This is a genomic window from Pseudonocardia sp. C8, assembly GCF_014267175.1.
In the GTDB taxonomy this organism is placed as follows: Bacteria; Actinomycetota; Actinomycetes; order Mycobacteriales; family Pseudonocardiaceae; genus Pseudonocardia.
The window spans coordinates 5,838,428-5,850,191 of the sequence record NZ_JACMTR010000002.1; the positions used below are offsets into that span (position 1 = coordinate 5,838,428).

Below are 11,764 nucleotides of genomic sequence, written 5' to 3' on the forward strand. Positions count from 1 at the left end.
CGCCGGGTCGTGACACGTCGTGAGCCCGGGCAGTGGCCGTTCCGGTCGGGACCGCGCCGGGTTCAGCGGTTCCGGGTCGGCACCGTCGGCCGGCGGTGGACGAGCTGCCCGTCCGGCCCGGCGCCGTCCTGGTTGGCCCGGTCCAGCGCGTCCTGGATCAGGTGGTGGTCCGGCGAGTGCTGGCACACCGGGTCGGTGCGGCCCGCGTCGCCGGTCAGCGCGAAGGCCTGGCAGCGGCAGCCGCCGAAGTCCAGCTCCTTGCGAGCGCAGCTGCGGCACGGGTCGGGCATCCACTCCGTGCCCCGGAACGCCTCGAACGCGGCCGACCTCGTCCAGATCCAGTCGAGGTCGTGGTCACGCACCGACTCGAACGCCATGGTCGTGATCTCCGCGGCCACCGGGCAGGGGTACACCACGCCGTCCGGGGCGACGGTCAGTGCCGTCTGCGCCCAACCCCCCATGCACGGCTTCGGGTAGGGCTCGTAGTAGTCCGGGAGGATCCAGAGCAGCTCCATCCGCCCGGCCAGCTGCTCCTTCCGGCGTCGGTAGATCTCGACCGCCTCGTCGAGCTGGGTCTTGCCGGGCATGAGCAGCTCGCGGTTGCGCAGCGCCCAGCCGTAGTACTGGGCGTTGGCGAGTTCCAGCCGTTCGGCACCCCACCGCACGCAGACGTCGATGATCGCGTCCAGGCGGCCCAGGTTCAGCCGGTGCAGGACGACGTTCATGTTCAACGGCAGGCCGGCGTCACGGATGATGCGTGCGGCGGCTTCCTTCTTGTCGAACCGCTTGCTCGCCGCGACCAGGTCCGTCGACTCGGCGGCGTCGCCCTGGATGCTCAGCTGGGCACTGTTGAGCCCCGCGGCGACCAGCGCTTCCGCCCGGCGCTCCGTGAGCCCGAGGCCACTGGTGATCAGGTTCGTGTACAGGCCGAGGCGGCGGCACTCGGCGACCAGCGTCTCCAGGTCGCCGCGGACGAGGGGCTCCCCGCCCGAGAGATGGACCTGCACCACACCGAGAGCGGCGGCCTGGTCGATCACCCGCAGCCAGTCGTCGGTGTCGAGCTCGTCCTGGCGTTCGAGCAGCGCCAACGGGTTCGAGCAGTAGACGCAGTGCAACGGGCATCGGTGGGTGACCTCGGCCAGCAGGCCGAAGGGCTGCGGAGCCGCGCTCACCGGACCACCACCCAGCCGCGCCCGCTGGCGTCGGCGAGGAACGACATGACGTCGTTCAGCAGGTCGGTCGCCTCGAAGTCGTGCTCGAGCTGCTCGACCAGCTGCTGCACGGTGCGGCTGCCGTCGCACAGGCTCAGGATCGCCGCGCCGGACTTGTTGAGGAGCACGACGCGCTCGGGCAGCAGCAGCAGCTCCACGTCCCTGACGTGGTCGTGCTTGAGCATCGCCTTGGTCGCCAGCGTGGGGGTGGCGGTCAGATCGTCGTCGGTCATCGCCCGCTCCTGCTGCCGTACGCGAGTTCCACGGCGTCGAGCAGGGTCCAGAGCACGTCGCACTTGAACTCCAGCGCCCGCGCGCACGCCTCCTGCTGGTCCCGGGTCCTCGCGTGGTTGAGCACCAGTTCGAGCAGGTGCTCGATGTCCTTGGGTTGTTGGGTGAGCCGTGCCCGGAAGTACTCGAGCCCTTCCGTCGCGATCCACGGGTAGTGGTGCCGGACGTCGGTGATCCGCCGGCTGAGCAGGTCGGGCGCGAACAGCTCGGTCAACGCCGACGCCACCGACTCCAGCCACGGCTTCCGGCGGCAGAAGTCCACGTAGGCGTCCACCGCGAACCGGGCGCCGGGCAGCACCGTGTCGTCGTCGAACAGCTGCTCGCGGGTCAGGCCGACGGCCTCACCGAGGCGGATCCATTTCTCGATGCCGCCCTCGTCGCCGGCGCGCCCGTCGTGGTCGATGATGCGCTGGATCCACCGGCGCCGGTCGTCCCGCCCCGGGAGCTTGGTCAGGATGAACGCGTCCTTCACCGGCAGGTTCACCTGGTAGTAGAAGCGGTTCCGCACCCATCCCCGGAACTCCTCCTCGGTCAGCGAACCCGCGTGCATCCGTTCGTTGAACGGGTGGAGGTGGTGGTACCGCTTCTCTCCGATGGACCGCAGCCGCGCTTCGAACTCCTCCATGGACCAGGCGGCGTTCATACCTCCACCTCCATACCGGCGTGACCGACCTCGATGCCCAGGCTCGTAAGCCACTGCCGTTCCCGGGACTCCTCGTCGAGGATCGGGTTCGTGTTGTTGACGTGGGTGTAGATCTTCCGTCTCGCCGGGAGCGCGGCCAGCGCGCGAGCGGACCCGTCGGCGCCGCCGACCGGCATGTGTCCCATCGAGCGTCCGGTCCGGCTGCCCGCGCCCTGGCACGCCATCTCGTCGTCGGTCCAGAAGGTGCCGTCGAGGAAGATGCAGTCGGCCGAGGCGACCTGCCCGGCGAACTGCTCGTCCCACCGGGGCAGCGTCGGCGCGTACACCACGGTCCCGCCCGTGACGGTGTCCTCCAGGCGGAATCCCACCTCCCACGTCGACGGTGGGTCCTCGGGCGGCGCGTGCCGCGTACGCCCGACGTAGCGCGGGGCCTTGGTACCGGTGTGGAACGCCGTGACGCGCAGCTGGTCGTCCAGGTCCAGCGGCCTGCCGGGCTCGATCCGGGACCAGGAAATGCGCGCATAGTCGCTCAGCAGGTCCCGGACCGGGAACCACGTGGTCAGCGCGTCGAGCACCGGGGACGTTCCGTACACCGTGAGCGTTGATTCCTCGCGCAGCATCAAGAGGCCGATCGTGTGGTCGAACTCCGCGTCGGTCAGGAGCACACCGGCCACCGGTGTCGCGCGGATCTCCGGCCCGGGATGCAACGAGGAATCCGCGGCGATCTGATGGTGGACGTCCGGGGTCGCATTCAGGAGAAACCACCGATCGCCGTTTCCGGAGACCGCGATCCCGGCGTGGTGGGAGGCGACCTCGGGTTTGGCGCGGGCCTTCCGGCACCCGGCGCACGCGCAGTTCCACTGCGGGAACCCTCCGCCGGCCGCGACTCCGAGGCAATGGACGAACACGGCGTCAACGCCCGACGGAGGTGGTGTCGGGCCGAGCCTCGCCGGCCGCGGAACCGGGCGTTTCCCACCTCATGGCTTCCTCCCGCACGTTCGACCCCTGCCGTGGACTTCCTCGCCACCTTCTTCGCCCGGGCCCGGACCTGGCAACCGATCGCGAACGACCGGTGCCGGACCGCGGACGAACGGCGACCGGCCCGCCACGAGCGGCCCGGGACCGCCGCCCGGGCTCGGCGCGGCTATTCGTGGTGGGTATAGGGGATTGTTGTTCTGTATGTGTGGGGGTGTTGTCGGGTTCTGCGGGGGCGGGTGATGGTGGTGGGGAACCTTCGCTGAACTCGTGTGAGGAGATTGTCGTGCAGTTGCAGGTGGCGCTGGATGTTCTGGACCTTCCGTCGGCGTTGTCGCTGGCGAATCAGGTGGCGGAGTCGGTGGATATTCTCGAGCTGGGGACGCCGTTGGTGAAGTCGGCGGGTATCGGTGCGGTGAGTGCGATCAAGGCGGCGCATCCGGGCAAGCTGGTGTTCGCCGATCTGAAGACCGCGGATGCGGGTGCGTTGGAGGCGGAGCTGGCCTTCGAGGCGGGTGCGGATCTGGTGACGGTGATGGGTGCGGTCGACGACGACACGATCCGGGGTGCGGTGGCGGCCGGTGACAAGCACGGCAAGCAGGTGGTGGCGGACATGATCAGTGTGGTGGACGGGCGGGTGGCCCGGATCCGGGAGGTCGCCAAGCTGGGGGTGGCGTTCGTGGAGATCCATGCCGGTCTCGACGAGCAGGCGCGTCCGGGGTACTCGATCGAGCGGCTGCTCGATGACGGTCGTGAGGCCGGGGTGGCGTTCTCGATCGCCGGTGGGGTCAAGGTCGACACGATCGCCTCGGTGCGGGAGGCCGGTGCCGTGGTCGCGGTCGCGGGTGGGGCGATCTACAACGCCGCCGAGCCCGCTGCTGCTGCGGCCGAGCTCAAGAAGCGCGCCACCGCCTGACCGACCCACCCCGGCGACACCCAGGGAGACCCCGTCCATGTCACCACCACACCGATCCGCAGACGAGATCGTCCGCCTGACCACCTGGCGAGCGCCCGGCGACTGGTCCGATCTGGACCGGCGCGCGGTCGACACCGCCCGGGTGCTGGCCGCGGACGCGGTCGAGAACTGCGGGAGCGGGCATCCCGGCACGGCCATGAGCCTCGCGCCCGTCGCCTACGCGCTGTTCCAGCGCGTCATGCGACACGACCCCGGCGACGCGGGGTGGATCGGGCGGGACCGGTTCGTGCTGTCCGCCGGGCACTCGAGCCTCACGCTGTACGTCCAGCTGTTCCTCTCCGGCTACGGCCTGGAGCTCGACGACCTGAAGGCGCTGCGCACCTGGGACTCCCTGACACCGGGGCACCCCGAGTACGGGCACACCGAGGGTGTGGAGACCACGACCGGCCCCCTCGGCCAGGGCCTGGCCAACGCCGTCGGCATGGCGATGGCCGCCCGCCGGGAGCGCGGGCTGTTCGACCCGGACGCCGAGCCGGGCGCGAGCGTGTTCGACCACCAGATCTACGTGATCGCCTCCGATGGTGACATCGAGGAGGGCGTCACGTCCGAGGCGTCCTCGCTCGCGGGTACCCAGCAGCTGGGCAACCTGACGGTGATCTACGACAGCAACGAGATCTCGATCGAGGACGACACGCGCATCGCCCTGTCCGAGGACACCGCCCAGCGCTACGAGGCGTACGGCTGGCACGTCGTCACGGTCGACGGCGGCGAGAACGTCACCGGGTTCCTCGAGGCGGTCGAGGAGGCCAGGTCCGAGACGGCCCGCCCGACGCTGATCGTGCTGCGCACCGTGATCGGCTACCCGGCGCCGACCGCGATGAACACCGGCAAGGTCCACGGCGCCGCACTGGGCGGCGACGAGCTCGCCGCGGTCAAGCGGGCCGTCGGCCTCGAGCCCCGGACGAGCTTCCAGGTCGACGACGACGTCCTGCGGCACACCCGCGCGGTGGCCGAGCGCGGCCGGGCCGACCACGAGAAGTGGCAGCTCGAGTTCGACGCCTGGGCGCAGGCCAACCCGGAGCGCAAGGCGCTGCTGGACCGCCTCGCCGAGCGCGAGCTGCCGGCCGCGTGGGCCGAGGGCCTGCCCACCTGGGAGCCCGGTGGCGGTGTCGCCACCCGCAAGGCCTCGGCCGCGGTGCTCGCCGCGCTCGGCGAGGCGCTGCCCGAGCTGTGGGGAGGGTCGGCCGACCTGGCCGAGAGCAACAACACCACGATCAAGGGTGCGGACTCCTTCGGCCCGGCCGGCATCTCCACCGCGACCTGGACGGCCCAGCCGTACGGCCGCACGCTGCACTTCGGGATCCGCGAGCACGCGATGGCGTCGATCCTCAACGGCATCGCGCTGCACGGCGGCACCCGGCCGTACGGCGGGACCTTCCTCATCTTCAGCGACTACATGCGCCCGGCGGTGCGCCTCGCCGCGCAGATGCAGCTGCCGGTCGTCTACGTGTGGACGCACGACTCGATCGGCCTCGGCGAGGACGGCCCGACCCACCAGCCCGTCGAGCAGCTGGCGTCGCTGCGCGCCATCCCCGGCCTGTCCGTGGTGCGCCCGGCGGACGCGAACGAGACCGCGCACGCCTGGAAGGCCGTGCTGGAGGACACCGACGGCCCGGCCGGGCTGGCGCTCACCCGCCAGAACGTGCCGACGCTGGAGGGCACGTCCGCCGAGGGGGTCGCCCGCGGCGGGTACGTGCTCGTCGAGGCGTCCTCGAACCCGCCCGAGGTCGTACTGGTCGGAACCGGTTCCGAGGTCCAGCTGGCCGTGGAGGCCCGGGCGAGGCTCGAGGCCGACGGGATCGCGACCCGCGTGGTGTCGATGCCGTGCGTGGAGTGGTTCGACCGGCAGGACCGGAGCTACCGGGACGAGGTGCTACCGCCCGCGGTGCGGGCGCGGGTGATCGTGGAAGCCGGTGTGGCGCAGCCGTGGCACCGGTTCGCCGGTGACGCCGGCGAGATCGTGTCGCTGGAGCACTTCGGGGCCTCGGCGGACTTCACGACCCTGTTCCGGGAGTTCGGCATCACCACCGAGGCCGTGGTCGACGCGGCCCGGCGCAGCGCGGATTCCGCACGGCGGGGATGAACCCCCGTTCACGAGAAGGAGATTTCGTTGACCCAGACAGCGACACAGCTCGATCCCGGCCTGTTCTCGGACGCCACCCGCGCGGTCGTGGGCGAGGTGGACAAGGTCACCGCCGCGATCCAGCCCGACGCCTGGACGCGGGCGGGGGCGCTGCTGCTCTCGGCACCGAAGGTGTTCACCCTGGGGACCGGGCGCAGCGGGCTCGCCCTGCAGATGGCGGCGATGCGGTTGATGCACCTCGGGCTGCCCACCCACGTCGTCGGCGAGGTGACGGCCCCGGCGATCGGCCCGGGTGACGTCCTGGTGGCGGCGTCGGGCTCGGGCAGGACGGCCCGCGTGGTGCGTGCCGCCGAGACGGCCCGCGAGCAGGGCGCGGACGTGATCGCACTGACCACCTCACCCGGCTCGCCGCTGGGCCGGACCGCGACCGAGGTGCTCGTCATCCCGGCTGCCGACAAGCAGGACTTCGACGGTTCCACGTCGGTCCAGTACGCCGGCAGCCTGTTCGAGCAGTCCGTGCTGGTGGTGACGGACGCGCTGTTCCACACGCTGTGGAAGAGCGGCGGCAGCCAGGCCCGCGAGCTGTGGCGCCTGCACGCGAACCTCGAGTGATCGGGTGACCGCCTCGCCCTCCCCGTCCCGACGTTTCCCTTCAGAGGAGCCCGACATGCAGGCCGCCGACATCAGCACGTTGGAATCGGTAGCGCTCGACGCCACCCGCGACGCCGCGGTCGCGGCCTACGCCTGGGTCGGCCGGAACGATCAGGATGCCGCCGACGCGGCGGCGACCTCGGCCATGCGCGCGGCCCTGGCCGAGGCGCCCGGCCGGGGAACCGTCGTGATCGGGGAGGGCGAGAAGGACGACGCCCCGATGCTGTTCAACCGCGAGGTGCTCGGCAACGGCCACGGACCCGATTTCGACATCGCCGTCGATCCCCTCGAGGGAACCTCGTTCTCCGCCCGGGACCTGCCGGGCTCGCTGGCGACGATCGCGTTCGCCGAGTCCGGGACGATGTGGTCACCGGGGCCCGGGTTCTACATGGACAAGATCGTCGTGTCCGCGGCGGCCGAGGGGGTCGTCGATCTCGACGACCCCCCGGAGACCACCCTGGCCAAGGTCGCGGAGGCGCTCGGCAAGAAGGTCGCCGACCTGCGCGTCATGATCATGGACAAGCCGCGGCACGAGGAGCTCATCGCCCGCGTGCTGCAGGCGGGTGCGGCGGTGCAGACGCCGGCGGGCGGCGACGTCGGCGGCAGCCTGGCGGTGCTGCTGCCGGACCACGACGTCGACCTCCTCCTCGGGGTCGGTGGCACGCCGGAGGGAGTCATGACGGCCGCGGCGGTCCGCGCGCTCGGCGGCGGCATGCTGGGCCGCCTGGCTCCCCAGCGCGACGAGGAGGCGGAGGCCATCCGCGCGGCGGGCATGTCGCTCGACCGCATCTACGACCGTGACGAGCTCGTGGCGGGTGACGCGTTCTTCGCCGCCACCGGGGTCAACGGCGGGGCCCTGCTCGGCCGGCCGCGCGTCGGGGACGGCATGACCATCACCGAGTCACTGCTGATCACCCGAGGCCAGATCCGCCACATCACGCACACCACGTTCGACTGATCCCACCAGGGACGACCAAGGAGATTCGGTGACTCTGCACCTGGACGACCTCCGTGTCCGCGCACTCGGCGAGTGCCGCTTCGACTCGCCGTTGTCGGCGCTGCTCTCCACCAAGCAGACCTCGCCGCACTACGTCGCCGAGGGCGACCGGGTGCTGCTCGAGGACACCGTGTCGATGCTGGCCGAGCACGGTCTCCCGTCCGACCGGGCGCCCAGCTTCGAAGCGGCCGGACCACGCCGCAAGATCTACTTCGACCCCACGGAGGTGACGGCGGGCGTCGTCACCTGCGGCGGGCTCTGCCCCGGCCTGAACAACGTCATCCGCGGTCTCGTCAAGGCACTCGCCGTGCACTACGGGGTCCGGCGGATCGTCGGCTTCCGCAACGGCCTCCGGGGACTGACGGCCGCGCACCGCGACGACACCGTCGAGCTGACCGTGGAGGGCGTCCGCGACATCCACCACGCCGGCGGCACCGTGCTGGGCAGCTCGCGCGGCGGGCAGGACGCCGGCGAGATGGTCGACACGCTCGTGCTGCGCGGCATCAACATGCTGTTCGTCATCGGTGGCGACGGCGGGATGCGCGCTGCGACCTACATCAGCGAGGAGATCCGGGCGCGCGGTCTCGACATCGCGGTCATCGGGGTACCGAAGACCATCGACAACGACCTGCCCTTCACCGATCAGTCCTTCGGGTTCCAGAGCGCGTTCGCCCGGGCCACGGAGTTCATCTCGGCGGTCGCGGTCGAGGCCGCGGCCAGCCCGAACGGTGTCGGGCTCGTGAAGCTGATGGGGCGCCACTCGGGGTTCATCGCCAGCTACGCGGCGCTGGCCTCCAGTGCCGCGGACGTCGTCCTGATCCCCGAGGTCCCGTTCGTGCTCGAGGGCGACGACGGCGTGCTGGCCCACGTCGAGCGGCACGTGCGGACCAAGGGACACGTGGTGGTCGTCGTGGCCGAGGGGGCGGGCCAGGACGTCCTGAAGCACCTGGGTGCCCCGCAGCACAACGGCCACGCCACCGATGCGTCGGGCAACATCAAGCTCGGCAACATCGCGGAGTTCCTCAAGGAGCGCATCACCGCCCACCTGACCGCGGTCGGCCTCGCGCCCACGATGCGCTACATCGACCCGAGCTATGCGGTCCGCACCATCGCCGCGAACGCCTACGACAGCGTCTACTGCCTGCGGCTGGCCCATGCCGCGGTGCACGCGGCGATGGCCGGTCGTACGGAGGCCGCCGTCGCCCGCTGGCGGCGACGCATCGTGCACGTTCCCCTGCCGCTGATGACGAGCCGCCGCAACGAGGTCGACCCCGACGGTGACATGTGGATGTCGGTGCTCGAGACCACCTGCCAGCCGGCCGAGTTCGGATCGGTCCGGGAGCGCGGGAAGGTCCGCGCGGCCTCCTTCTGCTGAGCACGCGGACGGTGCGACATCGAGCGGTGAGGAGCACCCGCCTCCGGCGGGTGCTCCTCACCGCCCCCTCGAGCAGAGCGCTGCGGCTTGTCGGGTCAGCCGTGGACCGTGTCGCCCGGGTCGTGCGCGGCGGCACCGTCGTCGTCATCGTCCGGTGGACCCGGGACGGCCGGCGCTCCGGCCGCCGGCGGGGACACGTCGTCGTCACCGCCGGCGTCGTCCACCGGGACCAGGCCGAACACGGAGAAGCTGATGGCCCAGTAGGCGACGTAGCCGGCCAGCAGCGCGGCCCCGTGCCAGCGACGCAACCTGCCCGTGAACAGGGCGAACGCCGCGAGCCCGTTGATCACGATCAATGCCGGCAGATGCCAGCCGAACACGTCGGGGGTGATCACGATCGCCCCGCCGGCCAGCACGATGATGCCGAGCTTGGCCGTCACCGAGAACACGACGCTGCCCACGACGTTCCCGACGCCGATCGCAGGCGCGCCCCGCCGGGCCGGTTCGACGGTCAGGAAAATGTCCTCGAGGGCGAGCACGAGGGTCGCGATCGTCGCACCGAAGACGGTGCCGCTGATCTCGAAGTTCTCCAGGATCCCCTCGGTGCCCTCGGACATCGCCCAGGCGCCGACGACGAGGCCGGCCAGCGCCAGGATCGCCAGGAGCAGGAGCATCCCGCCGGGGCGGCGGTTCTCCTTCGCGACCGCGAGGGAGCCGGTCTCGTAGAGCCCTCCGGCGCCCCCGTCACCGGGGAGGCTCCCGGGGCCACCGCGGTCGGTGACGTCGAAGCGGTTCCCGGTGACCGCCCGGGCCTCCTCGTCGTCCAGCGACTCGAGCACCTCGGCACTGCGGAACGTCGGCATCGCCCGGTGGTACTCGCGGTAGGTGACGTAGCCGACGAACGCCACGAACAGCAGGATGAGCACGGTCGCGGACAGGACACCCAGCTCGCCGATCAGGGCGACCGGGATGAGGATCAGCGGGGCGACCGCGAAGATCGCGATGTAGTCCCGGGGTATCTCCACCCGGCAGGGCGCGATCAATGCGGCGAGGCCCAGCACCAGACCGGTCATCGACAGGACGGTCCCGAAGATGACGCCGATCGCGACGTCCTCCAACCCCTCGAGGTTCAGCACCATGCCGAACGCGAGGTCGTCGAACTCGATTCCGGTGAACAGAATCGCCAGCAGGAACAGGGAAACCGTGAGACCACGGGCCGCGCCGACCAGATAGGTGATCAGCTTCTCGGCGCTGTAGACGAGCACCGCCGCCCCGGCGGCGAAGACGATGAGCGACGTTATCGGGTCCATGCTGCGAGTGCTCCTCCACGAGTCGAGGTCGGTCCGGTCACCGTTCCCCCTGGTGGGTGACGAATTGTGTGACGGGTTCTCGGGGCCATTCGCGTTCGTTCTGCCGCACGCTCCGGGCACCACGTGAATGCCACCGGGTGGGCGGCGACGGGCGCGCCCACCCGGTGGCTGCTCGCGTCGCGACGGCCGCGCCGGGAGATCTGTGAGATCACGGACGGCCACTCACGGCGTCCGGGGCCACAGTCTCGACAGCTCGGGGTTGTCGTCGTCGAGCAGGCGATGCGCCAGCGCGATCGCCTCGTTCGGGTCGATCTGGTCGAAGGCGGGATCCCCGTAGGAGAGGCTCTCGAAGATGTCCGCGAGCTCGTTCGCCGCGGCGGGGGACAGCCCGCGGTCCTGGTCGCAGTTCACGTAGCGCAGCCGGAGCACGCCGGCGGCCTGCAGCATCAGGGAGCCGTAGGCGGTCGAGGGAGTCACCCTCCGGAGTTGCTGGTCTTCCACCCGGCTCCCCTCTCAGGCGGTGGCGCGCTTCTTGAGCTCGGCCGCAGCAGCAGCGGGCTCGGCGGCGTTGTAGATCGCCCCACCCGCGACCGCGACCACGGCACCGGCCTCCCGCACCGAGGCGATCGTGTCGACCTTGACCCCACCGGCGATCGAGAACGCCACCCCGGCCTCACGACCGTCATCGAGCAGCCGCTCGATCGAGTACCCCGGACGCGCCTGCTCGTCGAGACCGGCATGGATCTCCACGAACGCCACCCCCAGCTTGGCGACCTCCCGGATCCGGGCCACCCGCCCGTCCACCACACTGATCATGTCCGCCACCACCTGCTTGCCGTGCTTGTCACCGGCCGCCACCGCACCCCGGATCGTGTCGTCGTCGACCGCACCCATCACCGTCACCAGATCCGCACCCGCCTCGAAGGCCAGCTCCGCCTCCAACGCACCCGCATCCGCGGTCTTCAGATCGGCGAACACCAGCTTGTCCGGATGCGCCGCCTTGATCGCACTCACCGCACCGATACCCGCCGACTTCACCAACGGCGTCCCCAGCTCGAGAATATCCACCGACTCCGCCACCTGATTCGCCAGCGACAACGCCGACGGAAGGTCCAGAACATCCAGCGCCACCTGCAACTGCACGACAATCTCCTCACACGAGTTCAGCGAAGGTTCCCCACCACCATCACCCGCCCCCGCAGAACCCGACAACACCCCCACACATACAGAACAACAATCCCCTATACCCACC

General features: G+C 70.8%; 12 protein-coding genes. 5 read left to right on the forward strand and 7 right to left on the reverse strand.

Features of this window, described 5'->3' with window-relative positions:
• Positions 1–62: 62 nt before the first annotated feature.
• Genes pqqE through pqqB form a run of 4 tightly spaced genes read right to left on the reverse strand, consistent with a single transcriptional unit; the run spans position 63 to position 3,053 of the window.
• Positions 63–1,172, reverse strand: coding sequence for a pyrroloquinoline quinone biosynthesis protein PqqE (gene pqqE, locus H7X46_RS27755; RefSeq protein WP_186362151.1), 1,110 nt, complete (start codon positions 1,170–1,172; stop codon positions 63–65).
• A complete protein-coding gene (gene pqqD, locus H7X46_RS27760; RefSeq protein ID WP_186362152.1) occupies positions 1,169–1,444 on the reverse strand; it encodes a pyrroloquinoline quinone biosynthesis peptide chaperone PqqD in 276 nt (91 codons plus the stop codon). The genes pqqE and pqqD overlap by 4 nt, the downstream gene beginning before the upstream one ends.
• Positions 1,441–2,145 carry a pyrroloquinoline-quinone synthase PqqC gene (pqqC, locus tag H7X46_RS27765; RefSeq protein WP_186362153.1) on the reverse strand — a complete coding sequence of 235 codons (705 nt, stop codon included), beginning with the start codon at positions 2,143–2,145 and terminating at the stop codon, positions 1,441–1,443. Before pqqC ends, pqqD begins: the two co-directional genes overlap by 4 nt.
• Positions 2,142–3,053: a pyrroloquinoline quinone biosynthesis protein PqqB gene (gene pqqB / locus H7X46_RS27770; RefSeq protein WP_186362154.1), complete on the reverse strand. Its 912-nt coding sequence runs from the start codon at positions 3,051–3,053 to the stop codon at positions 2,142–2,144. The genes pqqC and pqqB overlap by 4 nt, the downstream gene beginning before the upstream one ends.
• Positions 3,054–3,328: 275 nt before the next feature.
• Here pqqB and hxlA (H7X46_RS27775) point away from each other — a divergent pair, with 275 nt between their 5' ends.
• From hxlA (H7X46_RS27775) to H7X46_RS27795, 5 genes are read left to right on the forward strand one after another with little or no spacing between them, the layout of a single operon-like run.
• The gene (gene hxlA / locus H7X46_RS27775; protein WP_370589013.1) at positions 3,329–4,036 is read left to right on the forward strand and encodes a 3-hexulose-6-phosphate synthase; all 708 of its coding nucleotides are present in this window, start codon (positions 3,329–3,331) and stop codon (positions 4,034–4,036) included.
• 37 nt (positions 4,037–4,073) lie between these two features.
• Complete coding sequence (gene tkt / locus H7X46_RS27780) at positions 4,074–6,179, forward strand: transketolase (protein WP_222131456.1); 2,106 nt, start codon at positions 4,074–4,076, stop codon at positions 6,177–6,179.
• A gap of 27 nt (positions 6,180–6,206) precedes the next feature.
• Positions 6,207–6,791 (forward strand): 6-phospho-3-hexuloisomerase, encoded by a 585-nt coding sequence (gene hxlB, locus H7X46_RS27785; RefSeq protein ID WP_186362155.1) that lies wholly within the window; start codon positions 6,207–6,209, stop codon positions 6,789–6,791.
• Between the two features lie 55 nt (positions 6,792–6,846).
• On the forward strand, positions 6,847–7,788 hold the full coding sequence (glpX, locus tag H7X46_RS27790; RefSeq protein WP_186362156.1) for a class II fructose-bisphosphatase: 942 nt from the start codon (positions 6,847–6,849) through the stop codon (positions 7,786–7,788).
• Positions 7,789–7,816: 28 nt separating this feature from the next.
• Entirely contained in the window at positions 7,817–9,202 is a 1,386-nt protein-coding gene (locus H7X46_RS27795) for an ATP-dependent 6-phosphofructokinase (protein ID WP_186362157.1), read from the forward strand.
• A gap of 95 nt (positions 9,203–9,297) precedes the next feature.
• Here the strand turns inward: H7X46_RS27795 and H7X46_RS27800 are convergent, their stop codons facing one another.
• The 3 genes from H7X46_RS27800 to hxlA (H7X46_RS27810) all read right to left on the reverse strand — a co-directional run bounded on the left by H7X46_RS27800 (position 9,298) and on the right by hxlA (H7X46_RS27810) (position 11,733).
• Positions 9,298–10,512, reverse strand: a complete 1,215-nt coding sequence (locus H7X46_RS27800) for a sodium:calcium antiporter (RefSeq protein WP_186362158.1) — start codon at positions 10,510–10,512, stop codon at positions 9,298–9,300.
• A gap of 222 nt (positions 10,513–10,734) precedes the next feature.
• A complete protein-coding gene (locus H7X46_RS27805) occupies positions 10,735–10,989 on the reverse strand; it encodes a hypothetical protein (RefSeq protein ID WP_370589014.1) in 255 nt (84 codons plus the stop codon).
• Between the two features lie 36 nt (positions 10,990–11,025).
• On the reverse strand, positions 11,026–11,733 hold the full coding sequence (gene hxlA, locus H7X46_RS27810) for a 3-hexulose-6-phosphate synthase (protein WP_370589015.1): 708 nt from the start codon (positions 11,731–11,733) through the stop codon (positions 11,026–11,028).
• Between the last annotated feature and the right edge of the window lie 31 nt (positions 11,734–11,764).

Excerpts from the sequence above, each read along its gene's own strand:
- H7X46_RS27800 (WP_186362158.1), bottom strand. The coding sequence starts at position 10,512 with ATGGACCCGATAACGTCGCTCATCGTCTTCGCCGCCGGGGCGGCGGTG.
- pqqC (WP_186362153.1), bottom strand. The coding sequence starts at position 2,145 with ATGAACGCCGCCTGGTCCATGGAGGAGTTCGAAGCGCGGCTGCGGTCC.
- glpX (WP_186362156.1), top strand. The coding sequence starts at position 6,847 with ATGCAGGCCGCCGACATCAGCACGTTGGAATCGGTAGCGCTCGACGCC.
- tkt (WP_222131456.1), top strand. The coding sequence starts at position 4,074 with ATGTCACCACCACACCGATCCGCAGACGAGATCGTCCGCCTGACCACC.
- pqqD (WP_186362152.1), bottom strand. The coding sequence starts at position 1,444 with ATGACCGACGACGATCTGACCGCCACCCCCACGCTGGCGACCAAGGCG.